The sequence below is a fragment of the Enterobacter sp. CC120223-11 genome, from assembly GCF_900215375.1.
Classification (GTDB): domain Bacteria; phylum Pseudomonadota; class Gammaproteobacteria; order Enterobacterales; family Enterobacteriaceae; genus Scandinavium.
Genome location: NZ_OBEF01000014.1, coordinates 81659 through 103138, shown reverse-complemented (window position 1 = coordinate 103138; position 21480 = coordinate 81659). Strand labels below are relative to the sequence as shown.

Genomic DNA, 21480 nt, shown 5'->3' with positions numbered 1-21480 from the left:
GATTATTTTTAGCTACGTGAACAGCTCTGCAAGCTTGGGTATCCCGAGCGCGCCCGGCGCCAGAATGCCGAAGGCCCAGACCGCCGCAGAAGTGATGTTGGCAACCTGAAACTTCCCGACCCCCATCCGACAGATACCTGCGACGAGCGGCACCACGGCTCGTAACGGCCCAAAGAAACGGCCGATAAACACACCCCATGCCCCCCATCGTTCGAAAAAGAGGTGTCCACGTTGCACCAGCGCTGGCTTGCGCGACAGTGGCCAGACTTTGGTCATTCGGTAGCTATAGTGATAACCCAGCCACCAGGAAAGCCAGTCTCCGGCGAAGGCGCCTGCGGTTGCTGCAAGCCACACGGGGAAAAACTGTAATTCGCTTTCGCCAATCAGCGCCCCGCAGGCCAGGAGGATCACGGTGGCGGGAAGAAGCAGAGAAATAAATGCCAGCGACTCCCCAAACGCAAGAAGGGCTATCACGCCAAGTGCCAGCTGCGGATGCGCGCTGATAAAATCAGTGACGGTCTGTATCAATGCCGTAAAGTCCATTTTGTCTCTCTCGTGGTAAAACGGATTAAACAGTGATACACCGATAGACCTTAACGAAACGCTAACGGCCAGGAGATCCCCGCAATGTCAGTTGCGCCATGCATCGATTTAAACAGTGATTTGGGCGAGAGCTACGGCCAGTGGACCCTGGGCGATGACGCAGCCATTCTGCCGTTCATCAGCAGCGCCAACGTTGCCTGCGGTTTTCACGCGGGTTCCCCGGCCGGTATTCTCAACACGCTGCGGGGGGCGCAGCGGCTGGGCGTGGCCGTCGGCGCTCACGTGTCCTATCCGGATCTCGTCGGGTTTGGTCGTCGCAAAATGGACGTGGCCAGTGATGAACTGACGGCGGATGTGATTTACCAGATTGGCGCATTACAGGGGCTTGCCGCGGCGGCTGGCACGCGCGTGACCTACGTGAAGCCCCACGGCGCTTTGTACAACACCATCGCGGACGATAAGCGGCAGGCTATGGCGGTGATTGCTGCAATACAGGCCGTTGATCAATCATTATCGCTGGTTGCCCTGGCAGGGTCTCCGTTGATTGCGTGGGCGCAGGAGGCGGGCCTTCACACGGTGGCAGAGGCGTTTGCCGATCGCGCCTATCATCAGGACGGCTCCCTGGTTTCGCGTCGTGAGGCGGGGGCGGTGATTCACGACCCGGAAGCGGTGGCACAGCGGGTTATGCAAATGATCAGGGACGGCGGTGTGCTTTCAGTAGAAGGGACTTTTACCGCAATCGAGGCTCAGTCCGTTTGTGTGCATGGAGACACGCCTGATGCGGTAAACATGACGCGTAAACTTCGTCAGCGGCTTGAGGATGAAGGGATTGTGGTGCGTGCATTCGGACAGGGCGCATAAAGCGCCCTGAATCCATCAGCTGGCGAGCGCGTGTGGACGAAGGTCGTTCCCGGAAGGGCGCTGGTAAATTCGCAGGCCAAACTCCTCGATGACCGCATAGATATGGTCGAAAATGTCGGCCTGAATCGCTTCATACTTCAGCCATTCCACCGTATTGGTGAAGGCATAAATCTCCAGTGGTAACCCCTCTGCGCCCGGCGGCAGCTGGCGCACCATCAGGGTCATATCCTTACGCAGCTTTGGATGCTGATGCAGATACTCCGTCAGCCAGGCGCGGAAGGCGCCGATGTTGGTCATGCTCTCGCCATTCAGCAGGCTGCTTTCTGACTGACTGGAGGCCATTTTCTGACGGCGCTCTTCCAGCCAGGGCTTCAGCAGTGCAGCCTTGCTCAGATGCTGCTGTTCTTGCGGCGAAATAAAATGAATGCTGGTGCTGTCGATAAATATGCTGCGCTTGATGCGACGACCTCCGGAGGCCGACATATTGCTCCAGTTTTTGAAAGCATCGGAAACCAGCGCATAGGTTGGGATCGTCGTGATGGTATTATCCCAGTTCTGCACTTTTACCGTCGTCAGGCCAATATCGATAACCGTGCCATCCGCACCATATTTCGGCATTTCAAGCCAGTCGCCCATATGCAGCATGGCATTGGCGGAAAGCTGAATACCGGCCACCAGGCCCAGCAGAGGGTCTTTAAACACTAACATCAGCACCGCAGCCATGGCGCCAAGTCCGCTGAACAGGATCGCCGGAGATTTCCCGATCAGCAGCGAAATCATCAGAATAGCGGCAATCGATGCCGCCACTAGCTTCACGCCCTGGAAAATACCGCGCAGCGGCAGCTGGCCGGCAAATTTGTACTGATGTGAGAGCTTGTGCACCACGTCCAGCGCAGAGAAAAAGGAGAGCAGGGCGAACAACAGAATCCATACCTGCGCGCAGATACTGATCACCGTCCCGATATGGCTCCCCGCATGCAGCCACAGCATCAGCTGGAAGTTCAGCAGTACACCTTCGAATGTCATCGCCAGACGATGGAAAAGTTTACTTTGAGTGAAGCTACTGAGCCAGAGCGCGGTCCCGGAGGCGGCATGCTTTTCCAGTGATTTCAGCACGACGCGGTGCAGAATAAAATGCACGACCAGCGTGATGACAATCAGGTAGGTAAAGACCATAAACAGTGAAGAAGGGTGATTAAGATCGATGCCATACCGCTGTAGCATGGCCAGAAGTTCGCGCATAAATACTCCGGTCAAAACGGATATGCTCGGGAAAAAGAGGCGGCCTGGCAATCTTAAGGATGTATCAAGTCTTTTATTAAATTTCCGCGAGGCAGAAAACATGAAAATTTCACTTGCCCAGTACGTCAGTGAGGTGGGCCAGACAAATGCGGCTCGCGCCATCGGCGTCCATCAGACGGCGATCAGCAAAGCGGTTCGCGTAGGACGTTAGATTTTTATCGACAAGCTGCCAGACGGCGAGGTGAAAGCCATTGAGATTCGTGAGTTTCCTCACCAAAGGAAGCCACGTAGCCCTGTCTGAGCTGTTGCGGAACCCGGGTCCAAAGTTTTGACGGCTTCGTCATACGCCATCCTTTAATAACCACACAATGACGTGTACCATGTTGGTTCGTTATTAGCAGGCGAGGGCAGGTACATTTCGGATGTTGCACATCCTGATGTACAGAGTTTGCAGAGTGAAGCAGATAAAACCTTCTAACTTGCTGATATGAATACATTAATCAATTTTGTATGTGCTCTTTCGTGTGGGGCACCACTGCAAATAAGGATATAAAATGCCTGTAATTACTCTTCCTGATGGCAGCCAACGCCATTTCGATCATGCTGTAACTCCTATGGATGTTGCCCTGGATATCGGTCCGGGTCTGGCGAAAGCCACCATCGCTGGCCGCGTAGACGGTGAGCTGGTTGACGCATCCGATCTCATTGAACAGGACGCTAAGCTTTCGCTGATTACCGCGAAAGACGAAGAGGGCCTGGAGATTATTCGCCACTCCTGCGCGCACCTGCTGGGGCACGCTATCAAACAGCTGTGGCCGAACACCAAAATGGCCATCGGTCCGGTCATTGATAACGGTTTCTACTACGACGTTGATCTTGACCACACCCTGACTCAGGAAGATATCGACGCCCTCGAAAAGCGCATGCACGAGCTGGCGGAGAAAAACTACGATGTCATCAAGAAAAAAGTGAGCTGGCATGAAGCACGCGACACCTTCGTGACGCGTGGTGAGAGCTACAAAGTCTCCATTCTGGATGAAAACATCGCCCATGATGACAAGCCGGGCTTGTATCATCACGAAGAATACGTCGACATGTGCCGCGGTCCGCACGTGCCGAACATGCGTTTCTGTCATCACTTCAAACTGATGAAAACCGCAGGCGCCTACTGGCGTGGCGACAGCAACAATAAAATGCTGCAGCGCATTTACGGCACCGCATGGGCTGATAAAAAAGCGCTGAATGCCTACCTGCAGCGCCTGGAAGAAGCGTCCAAGCGTGACCACCGTAAAATCGGTAAGCAGCTCGACCTGTATCATATGCAGGAAGAAGCGCCGGGGATGGTGTTCTGGCATAACGATGGCTGGACCATCTTCCGTGAACTGGAAACTTTCGTGCGTTCCAAGCTGAAAGAGTATCAGTATCAGGAAGTGAAAGGCCCGTTCATGATGGACCGTGTGCTGTGGGAAAGAACCGGCCACTGGGACAACTACAAAGATGCCATGTTCACCACCTCTTCCGAGAACCGTGAATACTGCATCAAGCCGATGAACTGCCCGGGTCACGTGCAGATCTTCAACCAGGGCCTGAAGTCCTACCGCGATCTGCCGCTGCGTATGGCGGAGTTTGGTAGCTGCCACCGTAACGAGCCGTCAGGCGCGCTGCATGGCCTGATGCGCGTTCGTGGCTTTACCCAGGATGATGCACATATCTTCTGTACCGAAGAGCAGGTTCGCGATGAAGTGAACGCCTGTATTCGTATGGTCTACGATATGTACAGCACCTTTGGCTTCGAGAAAATCGTCGTCAAGCTGTCTACGCGTCCTGAAAAACGCATCGGCAGCGATGAGATGTGGGATCGTGCGGAAGCCGATCTGGCCGTGGCCCTGGAAGAGAACAACATCCCGTTTGAGTATCAGCTGGGTGAAGGTGCCTTCTACGGTCCGAAAATTGAATTTACCTTGTATGACTGCCTCGATCGTGCATGGCAGTGCGGAACGGTACAGCTGGACTTCTCCCTGCCGCAGCGTCTGAACGCCTCTTATGTGGGCGAAAGCAACGAGCGTCAGGTGCCGGTAATGATTCACCGCGCCATTTTGGGCTCCATCGAACGCTTCATCGGTATTTTGACCGAAGAGTTCGCCGGGTTCTTCCCAACATGGCTGGCACCGGTACAGGTCGTGGTGATGAATATCACCGATTCACAGTCTGAATACGTTAACGAATTGACCCGCAAACTCCAAAATGCAGGCATTCGTGTAAAAGCAGACTTGAGAAATGAGAAGATTGGCTTTAAAATCCGCGAGCACACTTTACGTCGTGTCCCTTATATGTTGGTTTGTGGCGACAAAGAGGTTGAGGCCGGCAAAGTTGCCGTGCGCACCCGTCGTGGTAAAGACCTGGGAAGCATGGGCGTAGAGGAAGTGATTGAGAAGCTGCTACTGGAAATTCGTAGCCGCAGTCTTCAACAACTGGAGGAATAAGGTATTAAAGGCGGAAAACGAGTTCAAACGGCACGTCCGAATCGTATCAATGGCGAGATTCGCGCCCAGGAAGTTCGCTTAACGGGTCTGGAAGGCGAACAGCTGGGTATTGTGAGTCTGAGAGAAGCTATCGAAAAAGCTGAAGAAGCTGGCGTCGATTTAGTTGAAATCAGCCCTAACGCCGAGCCGCCAGTTTGTCGTATCATGGACTACGGCAAGTTCCTTTATGAGAAGAGTAAGTCTACGAAGGAACAGAAAAAGAAACAAAAAGTTATCCAGGTTAAGGAAATTAAATTCCGTCCTGGTACTGACGATGGCGATTACCAGGTAAAACTCCGCAGCCTGGTTCGCTTTCTGGAAGATGGCGATAAGGCTAAGATCACGCTGCGTTTCCGCGGTCGTGAGATGGCCCACCAACAGATTGGTATGGAAGTGCTTAACCGCGTCCGTGACGATCTGAGTGAACTGGCAGTAGTCGAATCCTTCCCAACGAAGATCGAAGGCCGCCAGATGATCATGGTGCTCGCTCCTAAGAAGAAACAGTAAGGCCTTCAAGTAACAATCACAGTGGGGCTTTCGGGTCTCACAGTGATTGTTCGCCTACGTTTCGTTTATTAACAATGCGAAGTGGAAGTTATTAAGATGCCAAAAATTAAGACCGTACGCGGTGCTGCTAAGCGCTTCAAAAAAACCGGTGGTGGTGGATTTAAGCGTAAGCACGCAAACCTGCGTCATATTCTGACCAAAAAATCAACTAAGCGTAAACGTCACCTGCGTCCAAAAGGCCTCGTTTCTAAAGGCGATCTGGGTCTGGTAATCGCGTGCCTGCCGTACGCATAAGCCGTTAACGTTTAACATTTTTTCACTAAGAATATAGATACAGGAGAGCACATATGGCTCGCGTAAAACGTGGTGTAATTGCACGTGCACGTCACAAGAAAATTTTGAAACAAGCTAAAGGCTACTACGGTGCGCGTTCACGCGTATACCGCGTTGCCTTCCAGGCTGTTATCAAAGCAGGTCAGTACGCTTACCGTGACCGTCGTCAGCGTAAGCGTCAGTTCCGTCAACTGTGGATTGCGCGTATCAACGCAGCAGCACGTCAGAACGGTATTTCTTACAGCAAATTCATCAACGGCCTGAAAAAAGCCTCTGTTGAAATCGACCGTAAGATCCTGGCTGACATCGCAGTATTCGACAAAGTAGCGTTCACCGCTCTGGTCGAAAAAGCGAAATCAGCGCTGGCATAAGCCAGTTGAAGAGGGAGGCTTGCCTCCCTCTTTTCGTTTCTGATCGAGCACTAACATCAGCAAGACGTTGACTTTTCAGCGTGAAGACTTTTCAATAAGCACTTCACAGACCTTTTCAGACAAGCTTTTCATACAAGGTAATGCAAGCATGAATGCTGCTATTTTCCGTTTCTTTTTTTACTTTAGCACCTGAATTCAGGAGGCTAGCGCGTGAAAGACGAAACGAAAAACAGCGCCAGAAAGCCTCCCCAGTGGAGGCTTTTTTTGTATCCGCCGTTGATGAAAATCGCTAAATAACGAGGAAAACCATGTCACATCTCGCAGAGCTGGTTGCCAGTGCAAAGGCAGCCATTAATGACTCTCACGATGTCGCCGCACTGGACAATGTGCGCGTCGAATATCTGGGCAAGAAAGGGCATCTGACCCTTCAGATGACCACCCTGCGTGAACTGCCGGCGGAAGAGCGCCCGGCTGCGGGTGCGGTCATTAACGAAGCGAAAGAGCAGGTTCAGCAGGCGTTAAATGAGCGTAAAGCGGCTCTGGAAGGTGCGGCTCTGAACGCACGCCTTGCAGCAGAAACCATCGACGTTTCCCTGCCGGGCCGCCGCATTGAAACCGGTGGCCTGCATCCGGTGACGCGCACCATCGATCGTATTGAAAGTTTCTTCGGTGAGCTCGGCTTTACCGTGGCGACTGGCCCGGAAATCGAAGATGACTATCACAACTTCGATGCCCTGAACATTCCAGGCCACCACCCGGCACGTGCTGACCACGACACTTTCTGGTTTGATGCAACCCGTCTGCTGCGTACCCAGACTTCCGGCGTACAAATCCGTACCATGAAAGATCAGCAGCCGCCAATCCGTATCATCGCGCCGGGCCGCGTCTATCGTAACGATTACGACCAGACCCACACCCCAATGTTCCATCAGATGGAAGGCCTGATCGTTGACACCAACATCAGCTTCACCAACCTGAAAGGCACGCTGCACGACTTCCTGCGCAACTTCTTTGAGGAAGATCTGCAGATTCGTTTCCGTCCTTCGTACTTCCCGTTCACTGAGCCATCCGCAGAAGTGGACGTGATGGGCAAAAACGGCAAGTGGCTGGAAGTGCTGGGCTGCGGCATGGTGCATCCGAACGTGCTGCGCAACGTTGGCATCGATCCGGAAGTTTACTCTGGCTTTGCCTTCGGCATGGGCATGGAACGTCTGACGATGCTGCGCTACGGCGTTACCGATCTGCGTGCGTTCTTCGAAAACGATCTGCGTTTCCTCAAACAGTTTAAATAAGGGCAGGACAGAACAATGAAATTCAGTGAACTGTGGTTACGCGAATGGGTTAACCCGGCGATTGACAGCGAAGCGCTGTCGGGCCAAATCACCATGGCTGGCCTCGAAGTGGACGGCGTGGAGCCAGTCGCAGGCGCGTTCAACGGTGTGGTTGTTGGTGAAGTGGTTGAATGCGGTCAGCATCCTAATGCGGACAAACTGCGCGTGACCAAAATTAACGTCGGCGGGGAGCGTCTGCTGGACATCGTCTGCGGCGCGCCAAACTGCCGTCAGGGCCTGAAAGTGGCCGTGGCGACCGTCGGTGCCGTACTGCCGGGCGATTTCAAAATCAAAGCGGCGAAGCTGCGCGGCGAGCCTTCTGAAGGCATGCTGTGCTCCTTCTCTGAGCTGGGTATTTCAGACGATCACAGCGGCATTATCGAACTGCCAGCGGATGCCCCGCTTGGCACCGATATTCGCGAATACCTGAAGCTTGACGACAACACCATCGAAATCAGCGTCACGCCGAACCGTGCCGACTGCCTGGGCATCATCGGCGTGGCTCGTGACGTCGCGGTACTGAACAAGCAGCCGCTGAACGTGCCGGAAATGGCCCCTGTGGCAGCCGCCATCAGCGATACCTTCCCGATTAAAGTGGAAGCCACCGAAGCCTGCCCGCGTTACCTGGGCCGCGTCGTGAAAGGCATCAACGTAAAAGCCGCCACGCCGCTATGGATGAAAGAGAAGCTGCGCCGTTGTGGCATTCGCTCCATCGATGCCGTTGTGGACGTGACCAACTACGTTCTGCTGGAGCTGGGTCAGCCGATGCACGCCTTCGATCTGGATCGTATCGACGGCGGGATCGTTGTCCGTATGGCGAAAGAAGGCGAAACCCTGGTGCTGCTGGATGGCAGCGAAGCCAAACTGAAAGCGGACACGCTGGTTATCGCAGACCACAACAAAGCGCTGGCCATGGGCGGCATCTTTGGTGGCGAGCATTCCGGCGTGAACGGCGAAACGCAGAACGTGCTGCTGGAGTGCGCCTTCTTCAATCCGCTGTCCATCACCGGTCGCGCACGTCGTCATGGCCTGCACACCGATGCTTCCCACCGCTATGAGCGTGGCGTGGATCCTGCACTGCAATACAAAGCAATGGAGCGTGCCACCCGCCTGCTGATTGATATCTGCGGCGGCGAAGCGGGTCCGGTGATTGATGTCACCAACGAAGCCACTCTGCCGAAGCGTAACACCATCACGCTGCGTCGCAGCAAGCTGGATCGTCTGATTGGTCATCACATTGCCGACGAGCAGGTGAGCGACATTCTGCGCCGTCTGGGCTGTGAAGTGACCGAAGGTCAGGACGAATGGCAGGCCGTAGCGCCAAGCTGGCGTTTCGATATGGAAATCGAAGAAGACCTGGTGGAAGAAGTGGCCCGTGTTTATGGCTACAACAATATTCCGGATGCACCGGTTCAGGCAGGCCTGATCATGGGGTCTCACCAGGAAGCGAACCTGTCACTCAAGCGTGTAAAAACCATGCTTAATGACAAAGGCTACCAGGAAGTGATCACCTACAGCTTCGTCGACCCGAAAGTTCAGCAGCTGATTCATCCTGCTGAAGAGGCGCTGATCCTGCCAAGCCCAATCTCCAGCGAAATGTCCGCCATGCGTCTGTCGCTGTGGACTGGCCTGCTCGGCACGGTGGTCTACAACCAGAACCGCCAGCAGAGCCGCGTGCGCATTTTTGAGAGCGGTCTGCGCTTTGTGCCGGACACCCAGGCTCCGCTGGGCATCCGTCAGGACGTGATGCTGAGCGGCGTTATCTGCGGTAACCGCTACGAAGAGCACTGGAACCTGGCGAAAGAGACAGTTGATTTCTATGATTTAAAAGGCGATCTCGAATCCGTACTGGATCTGACCGGCAAATTGGGTGATATCCAGTTCAGGGTCGAAGCGAATCCGGCACTGCATCCGGGCCAGTCTGCGGCGATTTATCTGAAAGGCGAACGCATTGGTTTCATTGGGGTTGTTCACCCTGAACTGGAGCGTAAGCTGGATCTCAACGGTCGCACGATGGTGTTCGAGCTGGAGTGGAACAAGCTCGCAGACCGCGTGGTGCCTCAGGCGAAGGAGATTTCTCGCTTCCCGGCAAACCGTCGTGATATCGCGGTGGTGGTGGCAGAAAACGTCCCCGCAGCCGATATTCTCGCAGAGTGTAAGAAAGTTGGCGTAAATCATGTAGTTGGCGTAAACTTGTTTGACGTGTACCGCGGTAAGGGTGTTGCGGAGGGGTATAAGAGCCTCGCCATCAGCCTGATCCTTCAGGATACCAGCCGTACACTCGAAGAAGAGGATATTGCCGCTACCGTTGCCAAATGTGTAGAGGCATTAAAAGAGCGATTCCAGGCATCATTGAGGGATTGAACCTATGGCGCTTACAAAAGCTGAAATGTCAGAATATCTGTTTGATAAGCTTGGGCTTAGCAAACGGGATGCCAAAGAACTGGTAGAGCTGTTTTTCGAAGAGATCCGTCGCGCTCTTGAAAACGGTGAGCAGGTAAAACTCTCCGGTTTTGGTAACTTCGATTTGCGCGATAAAAATCAACGCCCCGGGCGCAACCCGAAGACGGGCGAAGATATTCCCATTACAGCCCGGCGCGTGGTGACCTTCAGACCCGGCCAGAAGTTGAAAAGCCGTGTCGAAAACGCTTCGCCCAAAGCAGAATAATTTCTGATTAACCAAAAAGGTCGCTTTTGCGGCCTTTTTTCTTTCCTGTTGCCGCCAGGCACAATAAAATCAGACACTTCACCTCTTCAGTTCAGGACGCCATGCAACCACTTGCTCAACGCCAGCAGCAACGAAACCAGCGATGGCTGGGCGGATTTATGCTGTTGCTGCTGTCAGCCATTTTTATCAGCCTCTGCGCGGGCGAACAGTGGATTGCACCCGCTGAGTGGTTTACGGCCCGTGGCGACCTGTTTGTGTGGCAGATTCGCCTGCCGCGAACCCTGGCCGTGGTGCTGGTTGGCGCGGCGCTGGCGGTGTCCGGCGCTATCATGCAGGCGCTGTTTGAGAATCCGCTGGCGGAGCCCGGGCTGCTCGGCGTGTCCAATGGCGCGGGCGTCGGGCTTATCGCCGCCGTATTGCTGGGGAAAGGGCTGCTGCCCGGCTGGGCGCTGGGGCTGTGTGCGATTGCCGGAGCGTTGATTATCACCGTGATCTTGCTACGTTTTGCCCGGCGACATCTCTCAACCAGCCGTTTACTGCTGGCGGGCGTGGCGCTCGGAATAATTTGCAGCGCGGCGATGACCTGGGCGGTGTATTTTTCTACCTCCTTTGATCTGCGCCAGCTGATGTACTGGATGATGGGCGGCTTTGGCGGCGTGGACTGGCATCAGGGCTGGCTGATGGTGGCGCTGCTGCCTGTTATTGCCTGGGTATGCCTGCAATCGCAGCCGCTTAATTTGCTGTCGCTCGGGGAAATCTCAGCCCGCCAGCTTGGCCTGCCGCTCTGGCTCTGGCGCCGTCTGCTGGTGCTGGCGACGGGCTGGTTGGTGGGCGTAAGCGTGGCGCTTTCCGGGGCCATTGGCTTTATTGGGCTTGTGATCCCGCACATATTGCGCTTATGTGGATTGACCGATCACCGGGTTCTGCTACCTGCCTGCGTGCTGGCGGGTGGTTCTGCGCTTTTGTTTGCCGATATCGTCGCGCGTCTGGCGTTGGCTTCGGCAGAATTACCGATAGGCGTTGTCACGGCCACGCTCGGCGCACCCGTTTTTATATGGCTATTATTAAGGGCTGGCCGCTAAGTGCCGGCTGATAACCAAAGAGGACGCTATGCAACACGATATTCTCAACACAACGGTCACCACCATCGACGGTGAAAGCATCAGTCTGGAAAAATATAAAGGTGAAGTGCTGCTGGTGGTGAACGTCGCCTCCCAGTGCGGCCTGACCCCACAGTATGAGCAGCTGGAAAATATTCAGGAAGCCTGGGGCAAAGAGGGCTTTAAAGTGCTGGGCTTCCCATGCAACCAGTTTTTAGGCCAGGAGCCGGGCAGCGACGAAGAGATCAAAACCTTCTGCAGCACCACCTACGGCGTCACCTTCCCGATGTTCAGTAAAATCGACGTGAACGGCGAGCATCGCCACCCGCTGTACCAGAAACTGACCGCGGCCGCGCCTGTCGCGGTGGCACCTGAAAACAGTGGTTTTTACGAGCGCATGGCGAGCAAGGGCCGCGCGCCAAAAGTGCAGGGTGATATTCTGTGGAACTTTGAAAAATTCCTGATCGGCCGCGATGGTGAGCTCGTGCAGCGCTTCTCGCCAGACATGACGCCGGAAGATCCGATTGTCATGGAATCCATCAAACTGGCGCTGGCGAAGTAACGTGCCGCTGATGCAGCTGCAGGGCGTGGAAGAAGCAGGGCGGCTGCACCCGCTCAGCGTGGAAGTCCGACAAGGGGAGATGATTCATCTTGTCGGGCCAAACGGAGCAGGAAAGAGCACATTGCTTGCCCGTATGGCGGGTCTGACGAGCGGGAAAGGGCAGATTACGCTGGGTGGGAAGTCATTGTCTGACTGGCCCGCACCGGAGCTGGCCCGCCAGCGGGCGTACCTTTCGCAGCACCAGACGCCGCCGTTTGCCATGCCGGTCTGGCACTACCTGACGCTGCATCAGGCGGATAAAACGCAGCACGCTTTGCAGCAGGAAATTGCTGAAAAGCTGGGGCTGGAGGACAAACTCGCCCGACCGGTGAATCATCTCTCCGGCGGAGAGTGGCAGCGCGTTCGCCTGGCGGCGGTTGTGCTGCAAATCCACCCGCAGGGAAATCCGCAGGGACAGCTGCTGATGCTTGATGAGCCCATGAACAGCCTTGACGTGGCACAGCAATCAGCGCTGGACAGGCTGCTTGCACAATTGCGGCTGGCGGGGATCACCATTGTGATGAGCAGCCACGACCTGAATCACACGCTGCGCTTTGCCAGCACGACGTGGCTGATGAGGCGGGGAAAACTGCTTTCAGGCGGCGAAACGGCGCACGTTTTGACGATCGAAAATCTGACGGCTGCGTATGATATGCCGTTTAAAATGCTGCATGCGGATGGCGTTCAGATGCTGGTTTCTGCGCTATAACCGCAAGGTTGCTTGCAACTTTGCAAATTCGCGGGCTAAATTTATTTCTATAAAAAAATAGCAGAGGAAACGCCAGGATATGCGTCTCTTATTTATTTTCGTGGCCGCGTTAATTTTAGCAGGGTGCAGTAGCCATCGTGCGCCGCCGCCAAACCCCAGGCTTTCTGATTCCATCACCGTTATTGCCAACCTTAATGACCAGTTGGCTAACTGGCGCGGCACGCCTTATCGCTATGGCGGCACCAGCCGCGGCGGCGTGGACTGCTCCGCATTCGTGATGATGACCTTCCGCGATAAGTTCGATTTGCAGCTCCCGCGGGATACCGAGCGGCAGTCGGAAATCGGCACGGAAATAGATAAAGATGATCTGTTGCCGGGGGATCTGGTGTTCTTCAATACCGGCTCCGGGGGCAGCGGTCTGCACGTTGGCATTTATGATACTGACAATCAGTTTATCCATGCCTCGACCAGCCAGGGCGTCACCCGCTCGTCGCTGGATAATGTTTACTGGCGAAAGCACTTCTGGCAGGCCAGAAGAATTTAGTCGAAAAAAAGGGCCAATGGCCCTTTTTGTTTACGGAAATAAAAGTCAGAGCCATTAGCGGAATAATTATCGCTTAACCTCCCATTTTTCGGCGGTGCGCCGCGGATTGTGCGACTGCACGAATATGGATTACAATCACCCGAATGATAACGTAAAGGAATTCCTGAATAACAAAGGAACGAATGAAATTAATCTTTTTAAAATCAAAGATTTTGTTTTTTACTGGAAGCACGCAGCAACGACCAGGGATGTCCCTTGAGCCGGAGGGGACGCAATGATAGTGACACTGGAAAAAGCCTGGAAGAGTGAGTTGTTATTCCTCCCTGCCAGAAATGGGGAAGGAAAGCTTATCGGGCTGGAAATTATCACCAACTTTGTCGGGTCCGATGATAACGTGCGCACGCCCGCAGCACTGGTGATGTCCCGCCTGAATGCCGCCCAGGAAATCGAACTGTTTCGGGAAAAACTGGCGCTGCTCGAAAGCTGTCAGATCTTTTTTATTCAGCAGCAGTTAATTGCCTGGATAAATATTACGCCTGCAATCTCTGATGCTCTGTTAACACAAAAAACGCTGGCGGAAGAAACAGCACGTTTTTCTTTTCTTGAATTGACCGTTGAGGAAAGTTTTCCTGAGTTGAATTCGCTGGGGGAAAATCATTGTCTGGTGCAACTGGCGAAACACTTCCCGCTGGTGCTGGCTAATTTTGGTGCCGGCGATGCTTCAACCCGGGCGGTATTTTCCGGATTGTTTACACGGGTTGCACTCGATAAAAACTTTATTCAGCAGCAGGCGTTATTATTATCCTTCGACCCTTTTATGCGGGCGATTACCGCGCAGCTCAAGCCCTGCTGTCAGGCGATAATGGCCGCTGGCGTCGATTCCCCGCAGCTCCTCGAACGCCTTACGCCATGGGGGTTTAGCGCGTTTCAGGGCGCATTGTGGCCCGCAGTGGATGCTGCGTCATTGACGCGCCTGATGCAGTAATAACCCTGCATCCCGCCCGTATTTATCTCCTCAATCAGGCACTACACTACAGGCAGGAGGAACCATGACCCTGTCTTTTACCCATCACTGGCGCGATGAGCTGCCAGGTTTTTATAGCGAACTGTCACCAACGCCGCTCGCTAATGCGCGCCTGATCTGGCATAACGCCCCGCTGGCAGAGAGCCTTGCGCTTCCGGCCTCATTATTCGCCCCGGAGAAAGGCGCAGGTGTCTGGGGCGGTGAGGCGCTGCTGCCCGGCATGCTGCCGCTGGCGCAGGTTTACAGCGGACACCAGTTTGGCGTCTGGGCCGGACAACTCGGCGACGGGCGAGGCATTCTGCTCGGCGAGCAGCAGCTGGCCGACGGTCGCCGCTACGACTGGCACCTTAAAGGCGCTGGCCTGACGCCGTATTCCCGCATGGGCGATGGGCGCGCGGTGCTGCGCTCCACGCTGCGCGAAAGCCTGGCTTCAGAGGCGATGTTCGCCCTGGGCATACCCACCACGCGTGCACTTTCAGTGGTGACCAGCGATACACCTGTTTACCGTGAGACGGTTGAGCAGGGCGCTATGCTGATGCGGTTGGCGGAAAGCCACCTGCGCTTCGGCCATTTTGAGCACTTCTATTACCGTCGCGAGCCTCAGAAGGTCCAGCAGCTGGCGGACTACGCCATTCGTCATCACTGGCCGGTTTTGCAGCAGGAGGCGGATAAGTACGTGCTCTGGTTCCGTGACGTTGTCACAAAAACCGCACAAATGATTGCTCGCTGGCAGGCGGTAGGTTTTTGCCATGGCGTAATGAATACCGACAACATGTCGCTCCTTGGGCTGACGATGGATTACGGCCCGTTCGGTTTCCTCGACGATTATCAGCCCGATTTTGTCTGCAACCACTCCGATCACCAGGGGCGATACAGCTTTGATAATCAGCCTGCGGCGGCGCTGTGGAACCTTCAACGGCTGGCTCAGTCGCTCTCGCCGTTTATCCCTGTGGATGCGCTCAATGATGCCCTGGACGGCTATCAGGAAGCGCTGCTGGTGGAATACGGCAAGCTGATGCGACGCAAGCTCGGGTTGTTCAGCGAGCAGAAAGGAGACAATGAATTACTGAACGCCCTGTTCAGCCTGATGGCAAGTGAAAGAAGCGACTATACGCGCACCTTCCGGATGCTCAGTGAAACCGAGCAGAACAGTGCCGCCTCCCCGCTGCGGGATGAGTTTATCGACCGTGCCGGGTTTGACGCCTGGTTCAGTGGCTATCGCGCCCGATTGCAGCAGGAGCAGGTGGATGACGCCACGCGCCAGCAAAGCATGAAGCAGGCTAACCCGGCGATGGTCCTGCGTAACTGGCTGGCACAGCGGGCGATCGAGCAGGCTGAACGGGGTGACTACGCTGAGTTTGAGCGTTTGCATGAAGCACTGCGCGACCCGTTCGCCGATCGTGACGATGACTACGCCAGCCGCCCGCCAGAGTGGGGCAAGCGGCTGGAGGTCAGCTGTTCAAGCTGACGCTAAGGGGCGAGAAAGACCTGGGGCGTCGGGCTGCCGGGGTGCTGGCCAATATGCACCTCGGCACCGTACCAGCGGCTCAGCATTTGCGCCTGAAGCACGTGGGCTGCGCTGCCCTGGGCAACAATTTCGCCCTGATGCAGTAGTACCAGCCTGTCGGCCCACAGCGCCGCCAGATTGAGATCGTGCAAGACAGCGCAGACGTGCAGTTGCCCGCCAGTGGTCAGCTGTTTCAGCAGGCGCAGCAGATGCTGTTGGTGATAGAGATCCAGCGCTGAAGTGGGCTCATCAAGAAAGAGCCAACCCTGCGGCGCGTTATCGACCCACAGCTGCGTCAGGGCCCGGGCGAGCTGCACGCGCTGCTGTTCTCCACCGGACAGCGCATTATACTTGCGCCCAGACAGCGGCGAGCATCCCGTCAGATCCATCACCTCACGAACGATCTTCGCGCTGTTTACCTGTTGCCAGGGCGCGCGTCCCATCGCCACCACATCCTCAACGGGCCAGTCAAAGCCGAGCTGACTTTGCTGACGCATCACGGCCCGCCTGCGGGAGAGCGCCTGCGGCGACCATTCGGCCAACGATTTGCCGTTTAAAACGCACTGACCGTTGTCCGGCGGCAGATAACCCGTCAGCATGCGAAGCAGCGTGGATTTCCCCGCGCCGTTAGGGCCAATCAGTGCGACCAGTTCGCCGGGCTCGAGCGTCAGGCTGATGTCGCGCAGCACCGGCGACCAGAAAAGATTCACGGCCTGTAAGCATTCAGCCATGCTGTCCTCCACGACGGAAAATCATCCATAAAAACCACGGCGCGCCAAGCAGGCTCGTCAATAAGCCTACCGGCATTTCTGCGGGGGCCACCAGCGTGCGCGCCACCGTATCAGCAACCAGCAACAAAATGGCACCCAGCAGCACGGAGCCGGGAATCACCGCCCGGTGATCGGCCCCGAGCCACATGCGTAGCAGATGTGGCACTACCAGTCCGACGAAGCCAATCACGCCACTCACCGCCACCGCCGCCGCGACCAGCAGGGCGCTGCACATGAGCAGCCGACGCTGAATTTGCTTCACGTTTACGCCGAGGTAGTGTGCCTCTTCATCGCCCAGCTGGAGCAGATTGAGCTGTTTTGCCAGCCGCCAGATAATCACGACCGTCGGCAGCATCAGAGAGGCGGTAGCGAGCAACGTTGGCCACTGCGCCTGGCCGAGGCTGCCCATGCCCCAGAGCGAAAGCTGACGCAGCTGCGCATCGTTGCTAAGCCACGACAGCACGCCCACGGCGGCCCCGCAGAGCGCATTGATGGCGATGCCCACCAGCAGCAGGCGGGAGAGCGAATTGTCGTGACGCTGGCTGAGAACAAAAATGACCATCGTCACTGCCAGGCTGCCGATAAAAGCCGCTAACATGGGGGCGTAGAGCATCAGAGCCAAAGGCAGAGAGAAGGGCAAAACCACCCACAATGCCACGGCCAGAGCGGCTCCGCTGCTGATGCCAAGCAGACCCGGATCGGCCAGGGGATTGCGGAAGAGGCCCTGCATCACACAGCCCGCCAGCGCCAGCGAGCCACCGACGGTCAGCGCCAGCAGCACGCGGGGCAGACGAATGGTGAGCCAGATTTGGCGCAGCGCGCTGTCGCCGTGCCAGAGGATGTCTAACGGCAGCTTCATTGCGCCAAAAGTGGTGGCCGCGAGCGTCAGAAGCGTTAACAGTCCGAGCAGCGACCACAGCGAGCGGGAAACCCACGGCAGCATCAGGGTGTCTGCTCCGCTTTCTGGCGCAGTTGCAGAATGGCTTCCGGCGTGCGGATACTGAAGCCGAGCAGCGCCATATCATCGACCAGCAGCACTTGCTTATTGCGTCCGGCAGGCGTTTGCGCCAGCCCCGGCAGTTTCCACAGCCCGGTTTCGCCACCCATGCCTGTCACTCCTTCGGCTGAAATCACCACCAGGTCCGGCTGGCTGGCAATCACGCCTTCCTGAGAAAGCGGCTGATAGCGGCTGAAGCCCTGCATCGCATTTTGCAGACCGGCGGCACGAATGGCGGCATCCGCCCCGGTTTGCTGTCCGGCGGCCATGGCGGTCATTCCGCCGTGGCTGAGAATAAACAGTACGCGTTTGTTCAGCGGCGTTTTCGGCAGCCCGTCCAGCGACTGCTTCATCCGCAGACGAAGCTTTTCTCCTTCGGCGTCTTTATGCAGCGCAGCGGCGATAATTTTTATCTTTTCGTCGATGACTGCCACATCATTGCTTCCCGGGATGGTGACGATCTCAACGCCGTTCTGTTCGACCTGCTTGAGCGCCAGTGAGGGCTGTGCCTGGACGCTTGCCAGTACCGTAGTGGGGCGAATGGCGAGGATGCCTTCGGCGTTCAGTTGACGCAGATAGCCGACGTCCGGCAGCTTTAAGGCTTCCGGAGGCCACTGACTGGTGCTGTCGCGCGCAACGAGGGCGCTCTGCGCCCCCAGTGCATAGACAATCTCCGTCACGTCGCCGCCAAGCGTCACCACTTTTTGTGCCGCCGCCCCGGCCAACAGAGGCAGGGCGGCAATTAACGCGACGACGGCTTTCATGCGGCCAGGCCTTTGGCGATCAACGCTTCCACCTGCGCCCGCCACTGAGTCTGTTCCGGCTCGCCTTCGGTGCGCTGCCCATAAAGCTGCGCAATCTGCGTCCCGTCGGCAGCAAAGAGTTCCAGGCTGGTCACATGCCCATCGGCGGTAGGTTTACGCGTCACCCAGGTTTCAGCAATGGTGTCTTCACGCAGATGCAGAGTGAACGCCGGATTGAAGATATTCAGCCAGCCCTTCATCGGCACCACTTTATCGATAGCGCCGGTGAAAATCTGCACGCAGCCACGGTTGCCGACGAAGATCATGATTTCGTTTGCATCCTGATGCGCGTTTGCCAGCAGGCGCGCAACGGCATCGTTATCGACCTGACACGCCAGATCGTCGCCCACCAGGCGGAAAGCCTGCTGCCGGCTGAGATTGTGACGTTTCAGCAGCGTGAAGAACTGGTGGACGTCGGTCATGGCGCGCCACTCGGCATCAAGCACTTTTCCGTCGATGCTGTCGCTGGTGGCGGGCACTTCGGCCGCTTTCCGTTCCAGTGGCAGGTTTTCTGCGTGAATAAAGCGGGTCAGAATATCGGCCCACGCACTCATGTCCGTTGTATCGGTGGTGTAAACCTTCAGCAGCGCGTCGCCCTGATGGTCAAAAAATTGAATGCTCTGGCGTTCGCCGCGGGCGCTGGCTTCGCTGATGTGAAAAACGCTTGCCCACTGATTAAGGAACAGGCGCAGATCCAACGCGCGCGGGTTCAGCACCAGCCCGGCGTGTCCGCTGAGGTGATGATTGGCAAAAGTGCCGACCTGCTCGTGAACCGCGTATTCATTGCGGCAGATGCATTTCACATCGCCCGCGGATTCCAGGGCGGCCAGGATGTCGCGAGTTTCGCCCTGCAGGCGCCAGGCATCGTGGCCCACGCGGGCCCAGGTGAGTTCGGCTTCGCTGATGTGCATCATCGCGGCAATATCACGGGCGTAGTGACCCGGGTTTTCTTCTTTCAGCGCCAGCCAACGTGTGTAGTGATTCATGCTCTCTTCCTTCCGAATAAACGCCCCGGCGAACCGGGGCAGGTGATTACCACTGATAACTTACGAAAATCTTGCCGTTCTGACCGTCCTGCGGAATGCCCTGCGGCGAGTAGTACTCTTTGTCGAAGGCGTTGCCGAAGACCAGCGTTGTGGTCAGGCCGCGTAAGGCCTGCTGGCCTTTATAGCTGACGTAGAAGTCGTTCACGCCGTAGCCCGCCTGCGGCGTGGTGCTGATGCTCTTTGTGTCTTCCGCGAAGGTGCCAATCCAGCCCACGGAGAAACCGCTCTGCGCCAGCGGCACGTCGAGGCGGGAGGTGACGGTGTCCGGGTTGATGGAGGTCAGCCAGTCGCCGGTATCGGTGTCTTTACCGCGGGTGCGGTTGTAGGCCACGTCAAGGCTGAACAGGTCGGCGGTGTATTTGGTCATCACGTCCCAGCCCCAGATTTTGGCGTTTGGCACGTTGATGGAGGTAGTGGTCGCTGCGGCGAAATCTACGGAGGTGGTGATGTAATCCTTCGCGCTGGTGTCGAAGTAGCTAGCCTTGAATTCGAGGCCATCGTTCGCCATCAGCAGGTCGTCAAAGCGCAGACCAAAGCCGTATTCCTGGGTTTCGTTAGTTTCCGGACGCAGGTTCGGGTTTGGCACCCAGTAGTTGGTGTAGAAGCTACCAATCGAGAAGTGTTTGGCGTCGTTGTACATTTCACCCATGGTCGGCGCGCGGAAGGCCTGTGCGTATGAGCCAAACAGCATCAGCCAGTCGGTCGGGCTGATGGTCATGCCCGCGCGGGAGGACCATTTGTCGGCATCGACGTCGTCATAGCCATCGCTGCTGCCGCGATAGTTGTCGTAGCGCGTCCCGCCGAGGATCGTTACCGGCAGGTCGCGCAGGGTGATCTCATCCTGCAGCCAGCCGGAGCTGAAGTTGATGCGTGCGTTCGGGAAGCCGGTGGTTACGCCACCTGGATTTTGCTCCTGGCGGTAATACTCGCCGCCGTAGGTCAGCAGGTGAGAGGCAAAGCTGTCGGTGAACAGGCGGGTGCGGTTTTCCACCTTGCCGCCTTTGGTGGTCTGCTTGCGGAATTCTCCGGTGTCATCAAGGTTCTGCGCATTGATACGCGCTTCTGACCAGTAACCTTTGACCTCCGCGTTCAGCCAGTCGTTGCCTTCTGGGGCGATGTTGTAAGTGACCTGGGCATCACGCTGAATGGTGGAGCGATCGGTCATCGGGTTGCTGCTGTCGGAGGCCTGCGGCGTTTGCGGGTTCTTCGGCTCCTGCGCGGCGTTGTTGTAGTAACGCAGGGAACCGCTCAGCTTCTGCGCCGGGTCGATTTTCCAGCTGCCTTTGGCGAGAAAGTTATTGATGCTTTCGTCGTTAGGGGCGGTTAATCCGTCACTTTGCTTCAGATCGCCACGATCGCGGCTGGACCACGAGACGATCCCGTCGAGGGTATCGGTGCGGCCAAAGGCGCTGGCGCCCATGCCAATGCTGTGATCGGCGGTCCCGCCGGTGCCAAACACGCGATAGCCGCTGTTCTGACCGTCGCTCAGCAAGTCAGCCGCGTCAACCGTGTCGTAAGAGATAACGCCACCCAGCGCGCCGCTACCGTACAGCAGCGCCGCCGGGCCACGCACGACTTCGATACGTTTGATCAAAGCCGGGTCGAGGAAGGTGCTATTGAGATGCCCGGTGTCGGTGCCCTGACGGATTCCGTCGACCAACACGAGTACGCCGCGGCGATCGTAGCCGCGCAGATTTACGTCCTGACCATTGGTGCGGCCCGTGCCGTCTATAGTCAGGCCTGGTACCTGGCGCAGCATGTCAGCGGCGCTGCTCGCGGTCTGGCCTTCAGGCGTATCGGCATCGATCACGGTGACCATCATCGGGGCTTCAAACGCGCTGCGTTCGTTGCCCGTGGCGGTCACGGTCATCTGCTCAGAGGCGGCGAAGGCCGGGGAAGTGATAGCGCCGAAAACAGCCAGGGCGACCAGGGTTGGGCGCAGCGACGCGGAATGCAGGTGTAGCATGCAACTCTCCATAAGAAGTGAAAAGCGCTGGCTGC

At 56.5% G+C, this 21480-nt stretch carries 22 protein-coding genes, 1 pseudogene and 1 other annotated feature; of the genes and pseudogenes, 16 read left to right on the top strand and 7 right to left on the bottom strand.

Annotated elements, in window-relative coordinates; all coding sequences use genetic code 11:
- Positions 1–12 precede the first annotated feature (12 nt).
- A complete protein-coding gene (locus CRO87_RS16310; protein ID WP_097163983.1) occupies positions 13–543 on the bottom strand; it encodes a DedA family protein in 531 nt (176 codons plus the stop codon).
- 84 nt (positions 544–627) lie between these two features.
- Here CRO87_RS16310 and CRO87_RS16305 point away from each other — a divergent pair, with 84 nt between their 5' ends.
- Positions 628–1404: a LamB/YcsF family protein gene (locus CRO87_RS16305; protein WP_097163982.1), complete on the top strand. Its 777-nt coding sequence runs from the start codon at positions 628–630 to the stop codon at positions 1402–1404.
- Between the two features lie 15 nt (positions 1405–1419).
- Here CRO87_RS16305 and CRO87_RS16300 read toward each other — a convergent pair whose 3' ends face one another.
- Positions 1420–2646 carry a mechanosensitive ion channel family protein gene (locus CRO87_RS16300; protein ID WP_097163981.1) on the bottom strand — a complete coding sequence of 409 codons (1227 nt, stop codon included), beginning with the start codon at positions 2644–2646 and terminating at the stop codon, positions 1420–1422.
- A gap of 100 nt (positions 2647–2746) precedes the next feature.
- On the opposite strand from CRO87_RS16300, the pseudogene CRO87_RS22960 reads away from it, so the two are divergent.
- From CRO87_RS22960 to selO, 15 genes and pseudogenes are all read left to right on the top strand, one after another.
- Positions 2747–2947: pseudogene (locus CRO87_RS22960) on the top strand (Cro/CI family transcriptional regulator).
- A gap of 253 nt (positions 2948–3200) precedes the next feature.
- Entirely contained in the window at positions 3201–5129 is a 1929-nt protein-coding gene (thrS, locus tag CRO87_RS16290) for a threonine--tRNA ligase (RefSeq protein ID WP_097163980.1), read from the top strand.
- 3 nt (positions 5130–5132) lie between these two features.
- The gene (gene infC / locus CRO87_RS16285) at positions 5133–5675 is read left to right on the top strand and encodes a translation initiation factor IF-3 (RefSeq protein WP_097163979.1); all 543 of its coding nucleotides are present in this window, start codon (positions 5133–5135) and stop codon (positions 5673–5675) included.
- 96 nt (positions 5676–5771) lie between these two features.
- Positions 5772–5969, top strand: coding sequence for a 50S ribosomal protein L35 (rpmI, locus tag CRO87_RS16280; RefSeq protein WP_003030583.1), 198 nt, complete (start codon positions 5772–5774; stop codon positions 5967–5969).
- Positions 5970–6022: 53 nt separating this feature from the next.
- Positions 6023–6379: a 50S ribosomal protein L20 gene (gene rplT / locus CRO87_RS16275; protein WP_000124852.1), complete on the top strand. Its 357-nt coding sequence runs from the start codon at positions 6023–6025 to the stop codon at positions 6377–6379.
- A gap of 143 nt (positions 6380–6522) precedes the next feature.
- Positions 6523–6647 (top strand) — a sequence feature (Phe leader region).
- Complete coding sequence (gene pheM / locus CRO87_RS22785) at positions 6528–6572, top strand: pheST operon leader peptide PheM (RefSeq protein WP_001386830.1); 45 nt, start codon at positions 6528–6530, stop codon at positions 6570–6572. It overlaps the preceding feature by 45 nt.
- Positions 6648–6687: 40 nt before the next feature.
- Positions 6688–7671, top strand: coding sequence for a phenylalanine--tRNA ligase subunit alpha (pheS, locus tag CRO87_RS16265; protein WP_097163978.1), 984 nt, complete (start codon positions 6688–6690; stop codon positions 7669–7671).
- A gap of 15 nt (positions 7672–7686) precedes the next feature.
- Positions 7687–10074 (top strand): phenylalanine--tRNA ligase subunit beta, encoded by a 2388-nt coding sequence (gene pheT / locus CRO87_RS16260; protein ID WP_097163977.1) that lies wholly within the window; start codon positions 7687–7689, stop codon positions 10072–10074.
- A 4-nt stretch (positions 10075–10078) separates the two neighbouring features.
- Entirely contained in the window at positions 10079–10378 is a 300-nt protein-coding gene (gene ihfA / locus CRO87_RS16255) for an integration host factor subunit alpha (RefSeq protein WP_006820203.1), read from the top strand.
- 101 nt (positions 10379–10479) lie between these two features.
- A complete protein-coding gene (btuC, locus tag CRO87_RS16250; protein ID WP_097163976.1) occupies positions 10480–11460 on the top strand; it encodes a vitamin B12 ABC transporter permease BtuC in 981 nt (326 codons plus the stop codon).
- A gap of 28 nt (positions 11461–11488) precedes the next feature.
- The gene (locus CRO87_RS16245) at positions 11489–12040 is read left to right on the top strand and encodes a glutathione peroxidase (protein WP_097163975.1); all 552 of its coding nucleotides are present in this window, start codon (positions 11489–11491) and stop codon (positions 12038–12040) included.
- A gap of 1 nt (position 12041) precedes the next feature.
- Positions 12042–12788: a vitamin B12 ABC transporter ATP-binding protein BtuD gene (btuD, locus tag CRO87_RS16240; protein WP_097163974.1), complete on the top strand. Its 747-nt coding sequence runs from the start codon at positions 12042–12044 to the stop codon at positions 12786–12788.
- A 79-nt stretch (positions 12789–12867) separates the two neighbouring features.
- Positions 12868–13332 carry an NlpC/P60 family protein gene (locus tag CRO87_RS16235; protein ID WP_097163973.1) on the top strand — a complete coding sequence of 155 codons (465 nt, stop codon included), beginning with the start codon at positions 12868–12870 and terminating at the stop codon, positions 13330–13332.
- Positions 13333–13606: 274 nt separating this feature from the next.
- On the top strand, positions 13607–14317 hold the full coding sequence (locus CRO87_RS16230; RefSeq protein ID WP_097163972.1) for an EAL domain-containing protein: 711 nt from the start codon (positions 13607–13609) through the stop codon (positions 14315–14317).
- A 64-nt stretch (positions 14318–14381) separates the two neighbouring features.
- Positions 14382–15824, top strand: coding sequence for a protein adenylyltransferase SelO (gene selO, locus CRO87_RS16225; RefSeq protein WP_097163971.1), 1443 nt, complete (start codon positions 14382–14384; stop codon positions 15822–15824).
- 2 nt (positions 15825–15826) lie between these two features.
- On the opposite strand, the gene CRO87_RS16220 is transcribed toward selO, so the two are convergent.
- Genes CRO87_RS16220 through CRO87_RS16200 form a run of 5 tightly spaced genes read right to left on the bottom strand, consistent with a single transcriptional unit; the run spans position 15827 to position 21445 of the window.
- Complete coding sequence (locus CRO87_RS16220) at positions 15827–16594, bottom strand: heme ABC transporter ATP-binding protein (protein ID WP_097163970.1); 768 nt, start codon at positions 16592–16594, stop codon at positions 15827–15829.
- The gene (locus CRO87_RS16215; protein WP_097163969.1) at positions 16587–17576 is read right to left on the bottom strand and encodes an iron ABC transporter permease; all 990 of its coding nucleotides are present in this window, start codon (positions 17574–17576) and stop codon (positions 16587–16589) included. Before CRO87_RS16215 ends, CRO87_RS16220 begins: the two co-directional genes overlap by 8 nt.
- Complete coding sequence (locus tag CRO87_RS16210; protein ID WP_097163968.1) at positions 17576–18394, bottom strand: hemin ABC transporter substrate-binding protein; 819 nt, start codon at positions 18392–18394, stop codon at positions 17576–17578. The genes CRO87_RS16215 and CRO87_RS16210 overlap by 1 nt, the downstream gene beginning before the upstream one ends.
- Complete coding sequence (locus tag CRO87_RS16205) at positions 18391–19419, bottom strand: hemin-degrading factor (protein ID WP_097163967.1); 1029 nt, start codon at positions 19417–19419, stop codon at positions 18391–18393. The genes CRO87_RS16210 and CRO87_RS16205 overlap by 4 nt, the downstream gene beginning before the upstream one ends.
- A gap of 46 nt (positions 19420–19465) precedes the next feature.
- Positions 19466–21445 carry a TonB-dependent hemoglobin/transferrin/lactoferrin family receptor gene (locus tag CRO87_RS16200; RefSeq protein ID WP_097163966.1) on the bottom strand — a complete coding sequence of 660 codons (1980 nt, stop codon included), beginning with the start codon at positions 21443–21445 and terminating at the stop codon, positions 19466–19468.
- Between the last annotated feature and the right edge of the window lie 35 nt (positions 21446–21480).

Excerpts from the sequence above, each read along its gene's own strand:
- CRO87_RS16310 (WP_097163983.1), bottom strand. The coding sequence starts at position 543 with ATGGACTTTACGGCATTGATACAGACCGTCACTGATTTTATCAGCGCG.
- CRO87_RS16305 (WP_097163982.1), top strand. The coding sequence starts at position 628 with ATGTCAGTTGCGCCATGCATCGATTTAAACAGTGATTTGGGCGAGAGC.
- CRO87_RS16300 (WP_097163981.1), bottom strand. The coding sequence starts at position 2,646 with ATGCGCGAACTTCTGGCCATGCTACAGCGGTATGGCATCGATCTTAAT.
- thrS (WP_097163980.1), top strand. The coding sequence starts at position 3,201 with ATGCCTGTAATTACTCTTCCTGATGGCAGCCAACGCCATTTCGATCAT.
- rpmI (WP_003030583.1), top strand. The coding sequence starts at position 5,772 with ATGCCAAAAATTAAGACCGTACGCGGTGCTGCTAAGCGCTTCAAAAAA.
- rplT (WP_000124852.1), top strand. The coding sequence starts at position 6,023 with ATGGCTCGCGTAAAACGTGGTGTAATTGCACGTGCACGTCACAAGAAA.
- pheS (WP_097163978.1), top strand. The coding sequence starts at position 6,688 with ATGTCACATCTCGCAGAGCTGGTTGCCAGTGCAAAGGCAGCCATTAAT.
- pheT (WP_097163977.1), top strand. The coding sequence starts at position 7,687 with ATGAAATTCAGTGAACTGTGGTTACGCGAATGGGTTAACCCGGCGATT.
- ihfA (WP_006820203.1), top strand. The coding sequence starts at position 10,079 with ATGGCGCTTACAAAAGCTGAAATGTCAGAATATCTGTTTGATAAGCTT.
- btuC (WP_097163976.1), top strand. The coding sequence starts at position 10,480 with ATGCAACCACTTGCTCAACGCCAGCAGCAACGAAACCAGCGATGGCTG.
- CRO87_RS16245 (WP_097163975.1), top strand. The coding sequence starts at position 11,489 with ATGCAACACGATATTCTCAACACAACGGTCACCACCATCGACGGTGAA.
- CRO87_RS16235 (WP_097163973.1), top strand. The coding sequence starts at position 12,868 with ATGCGTCTCTTATTTATTTTCGTGGCCGCGTTAATTTTAGCAGGGTGC.
- CRO87_RS16230 (WP_097163972.1), top strand. The coding sequence starts at position 13,607 with ATGATAGTGACACTGGAAAAAGCCTGGAAGAGTGAGTTGTTATTCCTC.
- selO (WP_097163971.1), top strand. The coding sequence starts at position 14,382 with ATGACCCTGTCTTTTACCCATCACTGGCGCGATGAGCTGCCAGGTTTT.
- CRO87_RS16220 (WP_097163970.1), bottom strand. The coding sequence starts at position 16,594 with ATGGCTGAATGCTTACAGGCCGTGAATCTTTTCTGGTCGCCGGTGCTG.
- CRO87_RS16215 (WP_097163969.1), bottom strand. The coding sequence starts at position 17,576 with ATGCTGCCGTGGGTTTCCCGCTCGCTGTGGTCGCTGCTCGGACTGTTA.
- CRO87_RS16210 (WP_097163968.1), bottom strand. The coding sequence starts at position 18,394 with ATGAAAGCCGTCGTCGCGTTAATTGCCGCCCTGCCTCTGTTGGCCGGG.
- CRO87_RS16205 (WP_097163967.1), bottom strand. The coding sequence starts at position 19,419 with ATGAATCACTACACACGTTGGCTGGCGCTGAAAGAAGAAAACCCGGGT.
- CRO87_RS16200 (WP_097163966.1), bottom strand. The coding sequence starts at position 21,445 with ATGCTACACCTGCATTCCGCGTCGCTGCGCCCAACCCTGGTCGCCCTG.